Origin of the sequence: Pseudohaliea sp., assembly GCF_040217025.1 — a bacterium.
Classification (GTDB): Bacteria; Pseudomonadota; Gammaproteobacteria; order Pseudomonadales; family Halieaceae; genus Pseudohaliea.
In genome coordinates this window covers 17,366-34,876 of sequence record NZ_JAVJOA010000004.1, presented here as the reverse complement: position 1 = coordinate 34,876, position 17,511 = coordinate 17,366, and the positions used below count along the sequence as shown (strand labels likewise).

Here is a 17,511-nt window from a genome sequence, read left to right as displayed (position 1 = left end):
AGCTGTTCCTCGTGTCAGGGTTCGCCGTAGAGCCTGTACAGGCGCAGTTTCTTGCGCAGCGTGCCGCGGTTGAGGCCGAGCAGGTGCGCCGCGCGGGTCTGGTTGTTGCGGGTGTGGCGCATGACCTCCTCGAGCAGCGGCGCCTCCACCTGCGACAGGACCAGCTGGTAGAAGTCCGTCGGCAGTTCGCCGTCGATCTCGGCGAGGTACTGGCGGACGGAGGTGCGTACGGTGGCGTCGATGGGCGTGGCGTCGGTCGCAGGCACGGCGGGCACCGCGCCGGCGTTCTTCTTGCTGTTCGTGCTGCTGTTGGTCTTGCTACCGGTGCTGCTGTTCTTCGTCATGCTGCCAGGTCCTGCATTGGCCGTTGGGCCGCGAGTTCCGCGAGCAGGGCGAGCTGCTCCGCGGGCGTTTCGAGGCGGTTGAACTGGCGCCGGATAGCGGCGGATATCCCGGCATCGGTGAGGTACCAGCCCACGTGCTTGCGCGCGATACGCGGGCCGAGGAAGTCGCCGTAGAAGGCGTGCAGTGCGGCCAGGTGCTCGCTGAGCACGGCGAACTGCGTGTCCCGGTCCGGGGTGGCCGGTACCGGGCGCCCGTCGAGGCGGGCGGCGACCTGGCCGCAGAGCCAGGGCCGGCCCTGGGCGGCGCGGCCGATCATGACGCCCGCGGCCCGAGTGTGGGCGAGCACCTGCTGCGCCTTTGCCGGCGAGTCGATGTCACCGTTGGCCCAGACCGGGATGTCGACCGCGGCGGCGATGGCGGCGATGGTGTCGTACTCGGCCTCGCCGCCGAAGGCGCAGGCGCGGCTGCGCCCGTGCACCGCGATGGCGGCGATGCCGGCGTCCTCGGCGATGCGAGCGATGGTCACGCCGTTGCGCCGCTTCGCCGTGGGGCCGGTGCGGGTTTTCAGGGTGACGGGCACGTCCACGGCCGCGGTCACGGCGTGGAGGATGTCCGCGACCAGCGCCTCGTCGGCGAGCAGCGCCGACCCCGCGGCCTTGCGGCAGACTTTTTTCGCCGGACAGCCCATGTTGATGTCGATGACCTGGGCGCCGAGAGCGACGTTGTAGCGGGCTGCCTCGGCGAGCATGGCCGGGTCGCCGCCGACGATCTGCACGGCCCGCGGCTCGGCCTCGTCATCGTGGCGGCTGCGCAGGCGGCTTTTGCGGGAGTCGCGGAGGGAGGGGTCGGCAGTGACCATCTCGGCGACCGCATAGCCCGCGCCGAAACGGGTGCAGAGGCGACGGAAAGGCAGGTCCGTGACGCCGGCCATGGGGGCCAGGGCAACGCGGTTTGCCAGCGTGTAGTCGCCGATGCGGATCATGGGTCAGCCGTCTGACAGGGGACGGGCGATGATACGCGAGCGTCGCAACTGGTTAAAGCCTGACCGCCTAAAAACGCGCCAACAGTCACGTTTGCCGGGCAGGCAGCACCCCGCGCAGTACCACCCATCCCTCCTGTTCACCGGCGACCGCCAGCGGCAGCCGGCCGGCATAGCCCTCGATGAGCGCGGCGGCCTGCGAGGCCAGCAGCCCCGACAGCAGGAGCACGCCGCCAGGACGGAGGAAACCGGTGATCACCGGCGCCAGCTCGAGCAGCGGGCCGGCGAGGATGTTGGCGACCACGAGGTCGCTCTCGCCCGTCCAGGGCCCGGCGTCGTAGTCACCGGGCAGGGCGATGGTGAGAGCGTCCAGCGGCACGCCGTTGCGGGTGGCATTATCCGCGGTGGCCAGGAGCGCCTGCGGGTCGTTATCCACGCAGAGCACCGGCCCCGCGCCGAGCTTCGCCGCGGCCACCGCGAGGATGCCGGAGCCGCAGCCGTAATCCACCACCCGCGCGCCGCCGGCAACGGCTTCGGCGAGCTGGCCGAGGCAAAGCGCCGTGGTCGGGTGCGTGCCCGTGCCGAAGGCGAGCCCCGGGTCCAGCAGCAGGTTGATCGCCCCGGGGTCCGGCGGGGCCAGCCAGCTCGGGCAGACCCAGAAGCGGGGGCCGAACTGCATGGGGCGGTAGTGCTGCATCCACTCCCGGGTCCAGTCCTTGTCCTCGAGGATCTCGACCCGCGGCGTGGCGTCGACGGTGAACGCCGGGTCGAGCCCCGCGAGCACGGCGTCCATGTCCGCATCGGCAGGGAACAGGCCGGTGAGGCGGGTCCGGCGCCAGAGCGGGGTCTCGCCGACGCCCGGCTCCAGGACCGGCTCGTCCGCGTTGTCCTCCAGGGTAACGGCCACCGCGCCGGCGGCGAGGAGCGCGTCCTCGAGGGCTGCGGCCGCGTCCGGCTCCGTGTCCAGCCGCAGCTGCAGCCAGCTCACGGCACCGTCCGTGCCGGCACCACTAGTGGTCCTCGAGCTTGCTTTCTAGGTAGTGGATGCTTACGCCGCCGGCCTGGAAGGCCCTGTCGCGCACCAGGTCCCGGTGCAGCGCCGTGTTGGTGCGGATGCCCTGGACGATGAGCTCGTCCAGCGCCTGGCGCATGCGTGCCATGGCGCTGTCGCGGGTCTCGCCGTAGCTGATGACCTTGGCGATGAGCGAGTCGTAGAAGGGCGGCACCGTGTAGCCGTCGTAGATGTGCGAGTCCACCCGGATGCCCGGGCCGCCGGGCGGGTGATAGGTGCTGATGGTGCCCGGCGAGGGCATGAAGGTGTGCGGGTCCTCGGCGTTGATGCGGCACTCGATGGCATGCCCGCGGAAGCGTACTTCCTCCTGGGTCACGGAGAGGGGCAGGCCGCTGGCCACGCGCAGCTGCTCGTGCACGATGTCGATGCCGGTGATCATCTCCGTCACCGGGTGCTCGACCTGGATCCGCGTGTTCATCTCGATGAAGTAGAAGCCGCCGTCCTCGTAGAGGAATTCGAAGGTGCCGGCGCCGACGTAATCGATATCGATGCAGGCCTTCACGCAGGCGTCCGCCACCTGCTCGCGCAGGTGCGGGTCGATGTCCGGCGCCGGGGCTTCCTCGATCACCTTCTGGTGCCGGCGCTGCAGGGAGCAGTCGCGGTCGCCCAGGTGGATGGCGTGGCCCTGGCCGTCGGCGATCACCTGGATCTCGACGTGCCGCGGCTTCTGCAGGAACTTCTCGAGGTAGACCACCTCGGAGCCGAAGGCCGCGCCGGCCTCGGACTTGGTCACCTGCACGGAGTTAAGCAGGGCCGCCTCGTTGTGGACGACGCGCATGCCGCGGCCGCCGCCGCCGGCAGCGGCCTTGATGATCACCGGGAAGCCGACCTTGCGCGCGATGGCGAGGATCTCGTCCGGGTCGTCCGGCAGCGGGCCGTCGGAGCCGGGTACCGTGGGCACGCCGGCGGCCTTCATGGCGGCAATGGCCGAGACCTTGTCGCCCATGAGGCGGATCGTGTCCGCCCGCGGGCCGATGAAGGTGAAGCCGCTTTTCTCCACCTGCTCGGCGAAGTCGGCGTTCTCGGCCAGGAAGCCGTAGCCGGGGTGGATGCCGTCGGCATTGCTGACTTCCGCGGCGCTGATGATCGCCGGCACGTTCAGGTAGCTCTGGGAGGAGCCGGCGGGACCGATGCAGATGGCCTCGTCGGCGAGGCGCACGTGCATGAGTTCCGTATCGGCGCTCGAGTGCACCGCCACCGTGGGGATGTCGAGCTCTTTGCACGCGCGCAGGATGCGCAGGGCGATCTCGCCGCGATTGGCGATGAGCACCTTTTCCAGCATGGGCATGGGGTTACCTCGTGGCCGTTCGATCAGACGATGGAGACGAGCGGCTGGTCATATTCCACCGGCTCGCCGTTGTCGACGAGGATCGCGGCGACCGTGCCCGACTTGTCCGCCTCGATCTGGTTCATCATCTTCATGGCCTCGACGATACAGAGCACGTCGCCCTCCTTCACCGTGGCACCCACCTCGATGAATGGCGACGAGGAGGGCGACGGCGAGCGGTAGAAGGTGCCGACCATGGGCGAGCGCACCAGGTGGCCCTTCTCCTCCGGCGCCGCGGCCGGCTCCGGGGCGGCCGCGGCCGGCTGTTGCGGCGCGGCTGCCGGAGCGGGATGGGCCGGCGGCGGGGGCGGCGGTGCGTAGCCGGCGGGCGCATACTGTACCCGGGAGCCGTTGCGGCTGATGCGCACGGATTCTTCCCCTTCCTGGATCTCGATCTCGTCGATGTTCGACTCCTCCAGGAGCTCGATCAGCTTCTTGACCTTGCGAATGTCCATAGCGGCGTTCCTGTAATGAAAAAAAGCGTTGTCGGTATCAGGTATCCAGCTGGCGCAGCGCGGCCTGCAGGGCGAGTTCATAGCCCTGGGCCCCGAGCCCGCAGATGACCCCGCGTGCGAGGTCGGAAAAATAGCTGTGGTGGCGGAAGGGTTCGCGCGCGTGCACGTTCGACAGGTGAACCTCGATGAAGGGGATGGCCACCGCCGCCAGGGCATCGCGCAGGGCGATGCTCGTGTGCGTGAACGCGGCCGGGTTGATCAGGATGAAATCCACCCCCTCGCGGCGCGCATCGTGCACCCGCTCCACCAGCTCGGACTCTGCATTGCTCTGCAGCGACAGCAGGTGGTGGCCGGCATCGCGGGCCACGGCGGCGAGGTGCGTATCGATGTCGTCGAGGGTCTCGCGCCCATAGACCGCCGGCTCCCGCTCACCGAGCAGGTTCAGGTTGGGACCGTGCAGGACGAGGATGCTGGCCATGGCGCGCGCAAGCCCGAGTTGCTCCACAAGAGGGCACAGTGTGGATCAGGATGGGGGCCCTGTCCACCGCAAACGGGGTTTTTGGCGATTTTTCCCGAATTTAGCCGCACTATCGCGGCAATATATGAGGTGAACACATTGCCGGGGGTCATCCCCTCAGGTGGACGACAGGCCTTCCAGCGCCTCGAGGACCACGCCCTTGCGCAGCAGCTGGGGCAGCACCACGGGCGCGGCGCCGGCACGGCCGGGATAGAGCAGGTACAGCGGGATGCCCGAGCGGCCCTGGCGGGCGAGGAAGTCGGCGATGACCGGGTCCCGGTTGGTCCAGTCCGCCACGAGATAGCGCACGCCGCGGGCCGCGAAGGCGTCCCGGACGGCGTTCGTCTCCAGCACCGTGCGCTCGTTGGCGAGGCAGGTGATGCACCAGTCCGCGGTGAAATCCACGAACACCGGCATGCCGGCCGCCTGGGCCTCGCGCACAGCGGCCTCGGACCAGGGGGTGTGCCCGCCGGCCGGGCCGCCCGCCGCCGGTGCTTCGCCGCGGTAGCTGCCCGCCGCCACCGCGGCGACGAGCGCGAGCAGAGCCGCACCCCGGCGCCAGCCGCCGGTGCTCCACAGCCACAGCGCGAGGGCGAGGAGGAGCGCGCCGCCCAGGGCCGCGGTCATCGTATCCACCCCGGACTGGCGCCCGGCCACCCAGAACAGCCACAGGGCGGTGGCATAGAGCGGGAAGGCGAGCAGCTGCTGCAGGCGCTGCATCCAGGCCCCGGGCTTCGGCAGCAGGCGCCGCGCCAGCGTGCTGTGGCCTAGCAGCACCATGGGCGCGGCCATGCCCGCGCCGAGGGCGGCGAACACGGCGAGGCCGATCAGCGCCGGCTGCGTGAGGGCAAAACCGAGGGCCGTGCCCATGAACGGGGCGGTGCAGGGGCTGGCCACCACCACGGCGAGCGCGCCGGTAAAGAAGGCGCCGCGGTCGCCGCCATCGCTGGCCAGGCTGTTGCCGAGGTTCATGAAGCGCCCGCCGAAGTGCACCAGGCCGGAGAGCGACAGGCCCATGGCGACGAACAGGTAGGCGAGGCCGATGACGAAGCCCGGCGACTGCAGCTGGAAACCCCAGCCCACGGCCATGCCGGCACCGCGCAGGGCGATGAGCGCCGCGGCCACCACCAGGAAGCTGAGCACCACCCCGGCGCCGTAGAGCCAGGCGTGGCGGTGCCGCTCGGCGGGCTCGGCCGCGGCGAAGCCCAGCGCCTTTAGGGAGAGCACCGGGAACACGCAGGGCATGAGGTTGAGGATCAGCCCGCCGAGGGCCGCGAACAGCAGCATGGTCAGGAGGCCGCCAGCGGCCCCGGCGGGCGGTGCTGCTGGCACTGCCCGGCCCGGGCGCGGGAGCGCAATTTCGCTGATCGACCCCGAGGCCGCGTCGATGCGGAAGGCCTGGTCCCGCGGCGGGTAGCAGAGCCCGGCGTCCGCGCAGCCCTGTGAGCGCACCGTTAGCGTCGCCGTGCCCTCGAGCGGGCGGGCCGGAGACAGCGTGATATCGGCGTTGTCGTAGTAGACCGCGACCTCGCCGAAGAACTCGTCGGTGCGCGTGAGTGCCGGCGGCAGTGCGGCCTCCAGCGGCACGTCAGCCCGCGCATCACTCAGCGAGAAGGCGAACTGGTGCTGGTAGAGGTAGTACTCGGGGGCGATCTGCCAGTACAGGCGAAGCGTGCCGTCGTCCTGCAGCTCCACGGCGGGCACATAAGCCTCCTCCACCGGGAGAAAGTCCTGCTCCAGACTCGCGAAGGGCGAGCCCGCCTGCGGTGAGGCCGTCAGCGGCCCCGCGGCCCGGGTGGCCGTCACGGCGGTGACCGTCGCGAAAAGGAGCAGGAGGGCTGCGAGGAGTGCGCGCATGGAGCCGGGGCCCGGAGGATCGAGAAGGAGGCGCATTGTAGCAGCGCCTCGTCGCCCCCCCAACGCGCCGCCCGTGCGTCGGGATGTTATGATCGGGGCTCGGGCGCGGCGTGCGCCCGCCAGACAGCTATCGAGGTTTTCCGCGTGTTCCGACCCCTGCACCTTCTTGTCCTGGGCGCGGTGCTTGCCGCTCCAGCAATCGCCGACCCACTCACCGTCGAGGGCGCCTGGGTGCGGGCGCTGCCGCCGACCCAGTCGATGACTGCCGGCTACCTGACCGTGACCAACAACGGCAGTGAGGCCGTGCGCATCGTCGGCGCGGCAGCCAGCGGCGCCGGCCGGACGGAGCTGCACGAGAGCCGCGCCGAGGGCGGTGCGATGCGCATGGTGCCCGTTGCGGTCCTGCCGCTGGCTCCCGGCGAGAGCGCCAGCTTTGAACCCGGCGGCCTGCACCTGATGCTCAAGGACCTCGCGCGCATGCCCGCCCCGGGTGAAACCGTGCGCCTCTGTCTCATCACCGACGAGGGCGAACCCAGCTGCGCCGAAGCCGCCGTGCGCCGCGACGCCCCGGCAGGCGGCCAACACCACGAGCACTGATCATGGCAGACGACACCCTTGACGTGACCCCGAAGAAGCCCGGCCTCCGCCAGCGGCTGCAGAACTTCGCTGACGATTACCTGCCGCGGGGCAACTGGCTCCGCTTCCTCGGTGTCCTGCTGGCGATCTACGCCGTGATCGTGATCATCCTCGGTTTCGTCTGGAGCGTGGCGCCGTCCGAGTTCGACGTGAAGGTGAAAACGGCGGAACTGGTGCCCGCCGGCCGCAGCGACGTGACCGGCGCAGTCACCACCGCCACGCTCATCGGCGTGGTCGATACGCTCCTCGATAAGCGCGGCGGCTTTCTCTACAACGACCGTATGCCGCCGGGCCTTTACCTCGACAACATGCCGCACTGGGAATACGGCGTCCTCATCCAGAGCCGGGATCTCGGCCGGGCCTTCCGGGAGGTTCTCTCCCGCTCCCAGTCCCAGTCCAAGGAAGACCCGGACCTCGCCCTCGGCGAGCCGCGCCTTAACTTCCAGACCGACAGCTGGCTGCTGCCGCCCTCCGAGTCGGAATACCGCAAGGGGCTCAAGTATTTCCGGAACTACCTGGAGCGCCTGGTCGACGAAGAGCAGGCCGACGCGCAGTTCTATGCCCGCGCCGACAATCTGCGCGAATGGCTGACAACGGTGAACTCCCGCCTCGGCAGCCTGTCGCAGCGGCTGGTGGCCAGCGTCGGTCAGCGCCGCCTGAACACGGACCTCGCCGGCGATGCGAGCGCTACCCAGTCCACCGCTGCACCGGGCGAAATGGAGGTACGCACCCCTTGGACCGAAATCGACGACGTCTTCTACGAGGCCCGCGGCAGCGCCTGGGCGCTCATTCATTTCCTGCGCGCGGTGGAGATCGACTTTGCCGAGATTCTCGAAAAGAAGAACGCCCGGGTGAGCGTGCAGCAGATTATCCGTGAGCTGGAGGGCACCCAGGCCATCGTCTGGAGCCCGTTCATTCTGAACGGCACCGGCTTCGGCCTCCTCGCCAACCACTCCCTGGTGATGGCCTCCTACCTAGCCCGCGCCAACGCGGCGATCATCGATCTCCGTGACTTGCTCGCCCAGGGCTGACCCGCGGCTAGCGTTGGTAGCGCAGCCGGGTGCCCGTATCCAGCGACAGGCGGATCTCCTCGGCGGAGAGTTCCGCCGGGAAGTACGTCCCCGAGAGCTTGGCGTCCAGCAGGCTCGCTCCCTCGAGGTTGGTGGTGCGGAAGTCGACGCCCGACAGGTCCGCGTTGCGGAAGTAGGAATCCGAGAAATCCAGCCCGGCGGCATTCATGTTGCGCAGGTCACGGCCGCGGTAGTCGCCGCTCTTCAACTGGCTCGTATCCAGCTTGTCGCGCTGCTCGTTGAAGCCCTTGATGTCCTCCTGGCGGAGGAGTTGATAGAGGGGGTCGGATTTGATGACGGGTTTGGTCATGGGGGGTCCCGGTGCAAGGTTGAAAGCCCTTGGGGTGGTAGCTTACGGTAGTGAAGCGCGGAAACCCAGTCATGGGCACCGGGGGGTTGACGCTGGCGCTGCGGTTGGAGTCGCTGTTGACCTGATTATTGATTCCACCGGTACATGATGAAGTCGCTCGGCCCTGATGAATAGCGATCATAGAAGCGTCGCGCCCGGTCGTTGAAGTGCTGTGTTACCCACCGGATTTCGGGCCACGCCCGGCATGCCGCAATCTCTGCCAAGGCATCAAACATCGCATCCGCGACTCCCGTGCCTCTCGCATAAGGGCTGACAAACATATCGTCCACAAACCCGATGTAGCAGCCGCCCAGAGGACGTGGGCATGCGCGGAAATGGACCAGCCCCTGTGCTACGCCTTTGCTATCCCTTGCTAACAGGCCCTCGACGGGGTGGGACGGCTCTTGCAGCCAGTTCCAGACGCGATCAATGATCGCCTTTGAGACGGGGACTTCGTAGAAGGCCGCATAGCCTTCGAAGAGTGGTTGCCAATCGGCCCGGTCATTCGGGTGAAGCGGTTGCGTTGAATAGCTGGTGTTCATGGCTCCAGGACTCCCCATCCCAGGAAGGTTTGCTGCCCACCGTTCCGGTGCGGCGATTCACAAGGCGCGATGCCGCCTAGGGTGAAATATGAAGCATCAGGACGCGGTTGGTTGCCATCTCGGGGATCATCAATTGCTGTGTGTCCGGCCGATAGCCAAGGTCAGCCGGATTCTCAAGGCCCGACAACACCCGGGTAAAGGCGCCGTCCGCTGCAATACGCAGCACTGCGCCTGCTAACCAGTCGGTTGCATAAATGTACTCGCCCACCTTTACGATACCATCCATGCTCCCGGTGGGGCGGCCGTCAGCGTAGGCTGACAGGGAACCTGTGCTCAGGTCCGCCTTGAGCAGCGTTCCGGGTTGCGAAACCGCGAATGAAGACGGATCCAGCATCTCCCCCCAGGTTGCTATGAGCAACTCGTCCCCATCGACGAGAAGACCATTCGGGTAGCGAAGCTCCGGGTCGTCGAGAAAGACTTCTGCCTTTCCGTCGGCCACGCGGAAAATGCGGTGACCGGTGAAGTCCGAGACGTAGGCGGCGCCGTTGCCGTCAACCGCCACGTCGTTCGGGAAACGAGCTTCGGGGAGAAGCACGGTGCTTTCGATTGATGCTTCGGCGATCGAGATGACAAGCAGTCTATTTCTGTCCGCGACGTAGAGTCGCCCTCCGCGGGAATCCATACCGGTGGGAGCGTCAAGTCCCGAGAGCCAGCGGGAATCGACTACCCTGCCGCTTTTGTCTAGTCGAGTGATCCAGCCATAGCCGTCCCGCTCCAAGGAGATTCCACCGCCGAGGTTCGAGACGAACCACGTTTCTGATTGCCGATGCCAGTGCGCCTGTTCAGGCGCGTCGAAGGCCGCGTCGGTATCTTCGCTCGCCTTCAGTTCAGCCGCACCGGATAGAGTCAGGAACACAAGCACTCTTAACATATTGGTCTTCATGGCTGGTCAGCCTCCTGTCGGATCGTGGTGAGTATCAGTCAACCGCGGCGGTAGGCCCGGCCGTTGCTTCCTTGCATGAACAAAGTGTTATGTGCAAGTGATTGCGCGTCGTGGCTGTGCGTGCAGTCAGAACGCGGCAATGCACGTCTGCGCGCGGCCCAGTATCAGTGCATGAATATCGTGTGTTCCTTCATAGGTATTCACTGCCTCAAGGTTAACCATGTGACGCATGACGGGGCACTCGTCAGAGATTCCATTGCCTCCCAGCATGCCTCTGCCGCGCCGAGAGCGCCCCAGGCAATCCCGTAACGCGCGTTATTCAGGCAGCCGAATGGCCCTTTGAGTCCGCGGGCCCCGGGCAAAAGGCTTTCATGACCGGCGAAGACATTCTCCATCACGATTTCACCGGTGATCGACGCTCTGAGTCCGAGCTTGCTGTCGATCTCAGGCGCGCTGAGACCAGCTGCCTCCCGGTCCAGAATGAAACCGCCGATATCCCCGCTGTCGAGCCTGGCCCAGACGATAAACACATCGGCGATGGGGCTGTTGGTGATCCACTGCTTGGTGCCTGAAAGCCGGTAACCGCCCTCGACGGAGCGCGCTCGAGTCGTCATGCCGGAGGGGTCAGAGCCATGATCCGGCTCGGTGAGGCCGAAGCAGCCGATCAGTTCTCCTCGTGCAAGCCCTGGCAGGTATTGTTGCTTTTGCGCTTCTGTTCCATAGGCGTAAATCGGGAACATCACGAGCGAGGACTGCACGCTCATCATGGAGCGGTAGCCTGAATCAATGCGTCCGATTTCCCTGGCGATGATGCCGTAGCTGACATAGTCAACGCCCGCGCACCCGTAGCTGTCGATGGTGGATCCCAGGAACCCCAGGTTACCCATGGCTTCGAAGATAGATCTGTCAATAACCCCGGACCGAAAGTCGGCCCGGACTCGCGGCGCCAGAACCTCCTGCGCAAAAGCGCGCGCACTCTCCAGGATCATGAGCTGCTCGCCACTGAGTTGTCGCTCAAGACCGAGGGGGTCTTTCCAATCCATCTTCTGCCAAGCGGGACTCATAGTCTGGGTGTGCATCCGGGTTGAGTATTCTTCGAAGGGCGCGGCACCGCCTCAGCGGGCGCCGCGCCGTGCGAACTCGAGCGAGTCGTCGAGGGCAGCTTCAAGAGCGACGACAAGCTCGTCGACCTGCGCTTCCGTGATGATGAGCGGGGGGCAGAGTGCGATGGTGGGGCCGAGTGAGCGAACGATGACACCATGGCGCATCGCGCTTTGCTGCATAAACTGGCTGACAGTGTTATCGGCGAAAGGTTTTTTCCTCGCCGGATCTTCCATCAGCTCCAGCGCGCCCAGCAACCCTACGCCCCGTACGTCTCCCACCAGCGGATGGTCCGAGAGTCGACCGAGCCGCCGCTGGAAATAGCGTCCGACTTTTGCCGCGTGCTCAAAAACCCGGTCCCTGCGGTAGATCCGTAGCGTTGCTAGCGCCACTGCGCAGCTGACAGGGTGACCCGAGTAGGTGTATCCGTGGCCGAAGGCGCCGACGTTGGCGGCAGGTTCTACCATCGCCTCGTAGAGGTCACCGCGGACAATCGAAGCAGAGAGCGGCAGGTAGCCTGATGTCAGGGCCTTGGCCGCAGTCATCATGTCCGGTTCAATGTCGTAGGTTGCGCAGCCGAAGGCCGTGCCGGTGCGGCCGAAGCCGGTAATGACCTCGTCCGCGATGAACAGGATACCGTGGCGGCGCAGCACCGCCTGTATCTTCTCCCAATAGCCGCGCGGAGGCACGATGACGCCGCCGGCGCCATTGACGGGCTCAGCGATGAAGGCGGCTATGGTTTCCGCGCCCTCGCGGTCGATGAGCGTCTCAAGCTCTGACGCGCGTCGTGAGGAGAAATCCAGCTCAGACTCGCCCGGCATCGCTTCCCGGTAATAGTGCATGCCGGGGGCGCGCACGATGCCAAGCGCTTCCATGGGCAAATCAAAATGCTGGTGGTTAATGGGCAGCCCTGTCATCGCTGCGGCAGCAACGGTAACGCCGTGATAGGCACCCTCACGGGCGATCAGCTTTCTGCGTTGCGGTTGCCCGATAGCGTTGAAGTAGTAGCGAAGCAGCTTCCAGTGCGTATCGTTGGCGTCGGAGCCACTGGTACCGAAAAAACTCTTAGCAGACCGCACGGGTACAACCGCCGCCAGCTCCTCCGCCAGCCTCATGGCCGGTGCGTGACTGCGGCCGCCGAAGAGGTGGCTATAGGCGAGGGTCTGCATCTGTTCCCTTGCCGCCTCTATCAGTTCCTGGTTTCCATAGCCGAGGGCGTTGCACCAGAGGCCGGAGAGCGCCTCAAGATAGCGCTTCCCCTTGTCGTCGAAAACGTAGACGCCTTCACCGCGCTGACTCAGCCACTGCTCGGTTGCAGCGGGGTTGGTGCTCGGGTAGATGACGCTGCTCATCGGTCGACGCCGCCCACGCAAAGCAGGCGTGTATCGACATACTCCTGAATGCCCTGTCGAGCGCCCTCCCTGCCGAACCCCGACTGCTTGATGCCGCCAAAGGGAGCGGCGGCATTTGACACGAGGCCGGTATTCAGCCCCAGCATTCCAACCTCCAGCGCGTCGTGAAGTCGCAGTGAGCGGCTGACGTCCCGCGTATGGACATAGGCCGCGAGGCCGGAGTCAGTGGCATTGGCGAGCGCTACGGCCTCCTGTTCGTCTCTGAAAGTTGTGACCGGGACCACCGGCCCGAAGACCTCTTCCTGCATGATTGCTGCTTGCGGGTCCACGCTCTCAAGCAGCGTGGGTTCAATAAAGCTGAGGCCGAGTCGGTGCCGCTTGCCGCCCGTGCGCAATTCAGCGCCCCGCGCCGTGGCGTCTGCGAGAAGTCGCTCGATTTTTCCGACCGCTGCATCGTTGATGAGGGGGCCGAGCCGGGAGGAGTCCTCGATGCCGGGACCGACCACCAGCCCTTCCATGCTGCGGAGAAGCCTGCTGACGAAGCGGTCGGCAATGCTCTCGTGGAGCAGAAAACGATTGGCAGCAACGCAGGTCTGGCCGCTATTGCGGAACTTGGCGAGCATCGCGCTTTCAACGGCCAGCTCGATATCGGCATCATCAAAAACCAGGAAGGGTGCGTTACCGCCGAGCTCCAGTGACAGGCGCTTTACCGTTGATGAGCATGCCTCCATAAGTTTCTTGCCGACGGCGGTGGAACCGGTGAACGAGAGTTTTCGGATGCGCGGATCCCTGGTCAGCACCGCGCCGATTTCCACCGGTGGTCCAGTAACGACGTTGAACACTCCTGGTGCTATGCCGGCCTCCAGCGCCAGCCGCGCCAGGGCGAGCGCCGTCAGTGGTGTTTGCTCCGCGGGCTTCAGAACCATCGTGCACCCGGCTGCCAGCGCGGGTGCCGCTTTCCGGGTAACCATGGCGGCAGGGAAGTTCCACGGCGTGATTGCCGCACAGACACCGATGCCCCGATGGCTCACCGTAAGGTGCCTTCCCGGGCCGTCGGCCGGAATGGTCTCGCCGTAGATGCGGCGTCCCTCCTCAGCAAACCAGCGTATGAAGCTGGCGGCGTAGTCAATTTCGGCGCGTGCCTCCTTCAGCGGCTTGCCCTGCTCCAGGGTGATCGTAGTGGCGAGCCATTCTCTGCTCGACAAAACCATCTCGTACCAGCGCTGCAGATGGTCTGCCCGCTGCAGTGCGCTGAGGGATCGCCACTCTGCCAGCGCCGCGGTGGCTGCATCCACCGCCCTGATCGCGTCGGCGCCACCCGCGCAGGCAAACTCACCGATGGTCCTGCCGGTGGCGGGGTTGACCACCGCGGACCGGGCGCTTCCTTCGGCGTCGCACCATCGACCCGCAATGACTAATCGCGGTTGAAGGCGGTCATCGGCATCTGTCAGTAGCGTTTGCATCGATCTGCGTCTCCGGCTCACCGTTTCCGGAGACTAATCGGAGAAAAATATTGATAAAAACGATTTATTCTCTGATATTTTGTCAGTAAAACTCACAATAGACAGGCGTGAGCTGATGTTGTGGATGTGAATTCGTCGGGGTCACCGCCGGCCGCAGTCAGCAGTCGGGACCGCCGGCTGTTGCCACTGAACGGGCTGCGGCATCTGGAGGTGCTTGCACGCTGCGGTACCTTGCAGGCAGCGGCGCGGGAGCTGGGCGTCACCCATGGCGCTGTCAGTCGTCAGCTTCGCCTTCTCGAAGAACGTGCGGGCGCACAGTTGGTCGATCGCCAGGGGCGGCGGCTGCAGCTCACCGCGGCCGGTCGGACGCTGGCCGCGAGGCTCGGGCAGGTATTTGATGACCTTGGCGATACACTCGCCGTTGTTGCGCAGGGCCAGGCAGACGCTCGGCTCCGAATCGGTTCCACGCCGTCGGTGACGATGACCTGGTTGCTGCGGGGGCTGGAAAGCTTTCGCCGCACCCGCCCAACCATCGAACTGGAACTTGTCAACCTTGCCCCGGCCTCTACTGAGCTCCCTGAATCATTGGACCTGGCCGTGACCTTCGGCAGCCCGATGGACGCCCGGACCCGCAGGATTGATACGCTGTATCGGGAGAACCTGTTGCCGGTTGCCAGTCCTGAACTGCTGGCGCGCTTCGGTGCACCGAAAAGCCCGGCCGAAATTCTCACGCTACCTCTGATACACGACCGTCATCGCCACTGGCAGCGCTGGTCACACCAGGAGGGTGTGGACCTACCCGAAGGCATGGCCTCGCTGTATGTAACGGATGCTTATCAGGCGATTGAGGCCGCGCGACTGGGTCTTGGCGTTGCCCTGGCCGACGGGCTCGAAATTGCCGAGCATGCGAGGGCCGGGAAGCTGACCGTCGTCAGCGAGCGCGGGCTCTCCGGCGATCGCTCGATCGAGCTTGTCAGCAGGCTGGGGGCCACCCGACGCGATGCAAGCGTCGGCCTCGCCTTGCACTTGAAGACCTTCATCCGCGAGCAGCGCCACGGGCTACTTCCAGCTCGCCCGCCTCAATAGCCCCGGGGAAAGGTTCGCTTGGTCGGCGCAGGCGTCAGGGCCTGGCGCATCTCACAGGCTGGATGCTGTCGCATGCTGCCGGGAGACGGAATCTTTCACTCAAACGCGGAGTTTCACTCCGATGAAATTTGGCCGGCAAGTTGAAAAAGTGTGACTGTTAGCCCGTTCTGGTCGGCTTTGCCTCGGACCATGAAGCCAGCTGCCAAACACTGCGAGTGCCTTCTTCTGCGCTGTAGTCCAGTTGCCACAGCAAAACTTTCTATTGACATACCTCAAAATTTATACAATGGTGAAATCTGACGAGGGGAATTTCACTTTCTCATGAATATTCAGTGGGGTTCCTGGAAAAGCGGGATAGCGACGACTCCGGAGGATAACGACGAATGTGGCGAGTTGGTGTAGACGTTGGTGGAACCTTTACTGATCTTTTCGCCTGGAACGCAAAGACAGGGCAACAGGTAACGGCAAAGGTACTCACCACGAAGCAGGACAGGTCGATCGCAGTTGTCGAGGCTATCCACCAGGCCGATATAGATATCGGCGAAATCAGCCACTTGATGCATGGCACGACGACGGCGACAAATGCCCTGATCGAGCGCAGTTACCCCGATGCCGCTTTCATCACTACCGAAGGTTTCCGCGATACGATCGAAATCGGCCGGCAGCACCGCCAGCACCTTTATGATCCCTATCAGGAAAAGCCCAAGCCGATCATCAAGCGTCGTTTCCGTTTTGCCATACCTGAGCGGATAAATGTGGACGGCGGCATCGACCGCCCCCTGGACACAGATGCAGTCCGCGCGGTCGCCGAGAAGATCCAGGACTCCGGTATTCAGTCAGTCGGTATCGGCTACATCAACTCCTACAAGAACGGCGAGCATGAGCTTGAGACCGCTCGCATTCTCAAGGAGTACTGCCCCGACATCCACGTAGTGACCTCTCACGAGACGCGCCCGGTATTTCGCGAGCATGGCCGCTTTACAACAACCGCCATCCGCTCGGCCCTCATGCCCGTTATGGCGAAGTACATCGACGATCTCGAGGCGAGGCTGGGCAAGTACAATTTCAGCGGGATTCTTCTGATACTCAAGAGCAGCGGTGGCGTGATGTCTTCCTCCCTGGCGCGCCAGCACCCCGAGGACATGCTCGAGTCCGGGCCGGCCGGCGGTGTCGCCTACGCAAGTTATCTCACGGAGCACGGCGGGTTTGAGAAAATCCTCCACTCGGACGTGGGCGGTACCAGTTTCGACGTTTCGATCGTCGAGCACGGGAAGGGCCTGATTACCCGGAATCACGAACTCGAGTGGGAGGTTCCCGTTATCGTCCCGATGCTGGACATTCACAGTGTCGGTGCGGGCGGCGGCTCAATCGGCTGGGTGGATTCGGGCGGTTCGCTGCGGGTGGGTCCGCAGAGCGCCGGGTCCGAGCCGGGCCCGGTCTGCTACGGCCGGGGGGGGACCGAACCGACGATCACCGATGCCAATCTCATCCTGGGGCGCCTCGAGCACACGCTGGGAGGCAAGATGAACCTGGACATCGCTGCCGCTGAGAAAGCAATGGAGCGTCTGTCGAAACAGATAGGCCTCTCCATGCTCGAGACCGCGGAAGGGATGATCAGGATCGGCTGCGAGTACATGGCGCAGGCGGTAAAGAAAATGCTGGTATCGCGTGGTCGCGATCCGCGGGACTTCGTGTTTGCAAGTTTTGGCGGTGCCGGCGCCCTGCACGCTGCGTTCGTGGCGCAGTCAATGAATATTCCGAGAGTCATTGTTCCCCCGTTCGCGGGCGTTGCCTCGGCATTCGGCGCGACGGCGATGAACCTGCGGCAGGACCTTGAAGCGTTCTATTACACCCCAGTGGCTGAGGCTGACATCAAGAAAATCAACAGTATCTTCGACGAGCTTGAGCAGCGAGCGGTCGCCGTACTGGCCGAGCAGGGCGTTACTTCCAAAGCCGATATCGAGATTCAGCGCTCGGCCCAGATGCGCTATGTGGGTCAGTCCTACGAGGTCGATGTTGAAGTGGAAAGCGGGAAAATCAGCAGCTCCGAGCTCCCGAAGATTGAACAGGCGTTCCATGAGGCGCATGAACGGGAGTTCGGTGTCAGTTCAGACGATTTTGCGCCGGCATTCGTTTCTCTGGGCGTTACGGCGGTTGGCAAGATGACCTCTCCCCCCCTCCTTGATATGGAGAAGGTCGAGGGGGCAGAAATTAACAAAGGTGAGCGGGAAGTTTATTTCGACGGCGAGTGGATCAACTGTCCCGTTTATGACGGTGATGTCCTCGGCGCCGACAAGCCGCTCTCCGGCCCCTGCATCATTGAATACGATCACGCCTGTGCCGTACTACCTCCCGATTCGGAAGGTGTCGTCAACGAGCGTGGCTCACTGGTCATTACCCTCAACTGAGCGGAGAGG

General features: G+C 65.0%; 16 protein-coding genes and 1 pseudogene. 4 read left to right on the top strand and 13 right to left on the bottom strand.

Annotation, left to right across the window (positions count from 1 at the left end):
- Window positions 1-14 precede the first annotated feature (14 nt).
- The 7 genes from fis to RKE50_RS01090 all read right to left on the bottom strand — a co-directional run bounded on the left by fis (window position 15) and on the right by RKE50_RS01090 (window position 6,588).
- The gene (gene fis, locus RKE50_RS01120) at window positions 15-344 is read right to left on the bottom strand and encodes a DNA-binding transcriptional regulator Fis (protein WP_350033688.1); all 330 of its coding nucleotides are present in this window, start codon (window positions 342-344) and stop codon (window positions 15-17) included.
- Window positions 341-1,327, bottom strand: coding sequence for a tRNA dihydrouridine synthase DusB (gene dusB / locus RKE50_RS01115; protein ID WP_350033687.1), 987 nt, complete (start codon window positions 1,325-1,327; stop codon window positions 341-343). Before dusB ends, fis begins: the two co-directional genes overlap by 4 nt.
- 85 nt (window positions 1,328-1,412) lie before the next feature.
- Window positions 1,413-2,312, bottom strand: a complete 900-nt coding sequence (gene prmA / locus RKE50_RS01110) for a 50S ribosomal protein L11 methyltransferase (RefSeq protein ID WP_350033685.1) — start codon at window positions 2,310-2,312, stop codon at window positions 1,413-1,415.
- A gap of 22 nt (window positions 2,313-2,334) precedes the next feature.
- Window positions 2,335-3,678, bottom strand: coding sequence for an acetyl-CoA carboxylase biotin carboxylase subunit (gene accC, locus RKE50_RS01105; RefSeq protein WP_350034389.1), 1,344 nt, complete (start codon window positions 3,676-3,678; stop codon window positions 2,335-2,337).
- A 29-nt stretch (window positions 3,679-3,707) separates the two neighbouring features.
- Window positions 3,708-4,178: an acetyl-CoA carboxylase biotin carboxyl carrier protein gene (gene accB, locus RKE50_RS01100; RefSeq protein WP_350033683.1), complete on the bottom strand. Its 471-nt coding sequence runs from the start codon at window positions 4,176-4,178 to the stop codon at window positions 3,708-3,710.
- A gap of 37 nt (window positions 4,179-4,215) precedes the next feature.
- The gene (gene aroQ / locus RKE50_RS01095) at window positions 4,216-4,656 is read right to left on the bottom strand and encodes a type II 3-dehydroquinate dehydratase (RefSeq protein WP_350033681.1); all 441 of its coding nucleotides are present in this window, start codon (window positions 4,654-4,656) and stop codon (window positions 4,216-4,218) included.
- A 156-nt stretch (window positions 4,657-4,812) separates the two neighbouring features.
- Window positions 4,813-6,588: a protein-disulfide reductase DsbD family protein gene (locus RKE50_RS01090; protein ID WP_350033679.1), complete on the bottom strand. Its 1,776-nt coding sequence runs from the start codon at window positions 6,586-6,588 to the stop codon at window positions 4,813-4,815.
- A gap of 108 nt (window positions 6,589-6,696) precedes the next feature.
- Between RKE50_RS01090 and RKE50_RS01085 the strand changes: the two genes are divergently transcribed.
- Window positions 6,697-7,149, top strand: a complete 453-nt coding sequence (locus RKE50_RS01085; protein WP_350033677.1) for a copper chaperone PCu(A)C — start codon at window positions 6,697-6,699, stop codon at window positions 7,147-7,149.
- A 2-nt stretch (window positions 7,150-7,151) separates the two neighbouring features.
- Window positions 7,152-8,219, top strand: a complete 1,068-nt coding sequence (locus RKE50_RS01080; RefSeq protein WP_350033675.1) for a DUF2333 family protein — start codon at window positions 7,152-7,154, stop codon at window positions 8,217-8,219.
- Between the two features lie 7 nt (window positions 8,220-8,226).
- Here the strand turns inward: RKE50_RS01080 and RKE50_RS01075 are convergent, their stop codons facing one another.
- The 6 genes and pseudogenes from RKE50_RS01075 to RKE50_RS01050 all read right to left on the bottom strand — a co-directional run bounded on the left by RKE50_RS01075 (window position 8,227) and on the right by RKE50_RS01050 (window position 14,008).
- Window positions 8,227-8,568: a pentapeptide repeat-containing protein gene (locus RKE50_RS01075; protein WP_350033673.1), complete on the bottom strand. Its 342-nt coding sequence runs from the start codon at window positions 8,566-8,568 to the stop codon at window positions 8,227-8,229.
- Window positions 8,569-8,693: 125 nt separating this feature from the next.
- A complete protein-coding gene (locus RKE50_RS01070; protein ID WP_350033672.1) occupies window positions 8,694-9,149 on the bottom strand; it encodes a GNAT family N-acetyltransferase in 456 nt (151 codons plus the stop codon).
- A gap of 76 nt (window positions 9,150-9,225) precedes the next feature.
- The gene (locus RKE50_RS01065; protein ID WP_350033667.1) at window positions 9,226-10,092 is read right to left on the bottom strand and encodes an SMP-30/gluconolactonase/LRE family protein; all 867 of its coding nucleotides are present in this window, start codon (window positions 10,090-10,092) and stop codon (window positions 9,226-9,228) included.
- A gap of 126 nt (window positions 10,093-10,218) precedes the next feature.
- Window positions 10,219-11,171, bottom strand: a pseudogene (locus RKE50_RS01060) (acyl-CoA dehydrogenase family protein).
- Window positions 11,172-11,207: 36 nt separating this feature from the next.
- Window positions 11,208-12,545, bottom strand: coding sequence for an aminotransferase (locus RKE50_RS01055; RefSeq protein WP_350033666.1), 1,338 nt, complete (start codon window positions 12,543-12,545; stop codon window positions 11,208-11,210).
- A complete protein-coding gene (locus RKE50_RS01050) occupies window positions 12,542-14,008 on the bottom strand; it encodes an NAD-dependent succinate-semialdehyde dehydrogenase (protein ID WP_350033665.1) in 1,467 nt (488 codons plus the stop codon). The genes RKE50_RS01055 and RKE50_RS01050 overlap by 4 nt, the downstream gene beginning before the upstream one ends.
- Window positions 14,009-14,128: 120 nt before the next feature.
- Between RKE50_RS01050 and RKE50_RS01045 the strand changes: the two genes are divergently transcribed.
- Together RKE50_RS01045 and RKE50_RS01040 are read left to right on the top strand one after the other, a co-directional pair.
- On the top strand, window positions 14,129-15,094 hold the full coding sequence (locus RKE50_RS01045) for a LysR substrate-binding domain-containing protein (RefSeq protein ID WP_350033664.1): 966 nt from the start codon (window positions 14,129-14,131) through the stop codon (window positions 15,092-15,094).
- Window positions 15,095-15,477: 383 nt separating this feature from the next.
- On the top strand, window positions 15,478-17,502 hold the full coding sequence (locus RKE50_RS01040; RefSeq protein ID WP_350033663.1) for a hydantoinase/oxoprolinase family protein: 2,025 nt from the start codon (window positions 15,478-15,480) through the stop codon (window positions 17,500-17,502).
- The last annotated feature ends 9 nt before the right edge of the window (window positions 17,503-17,511 follow it).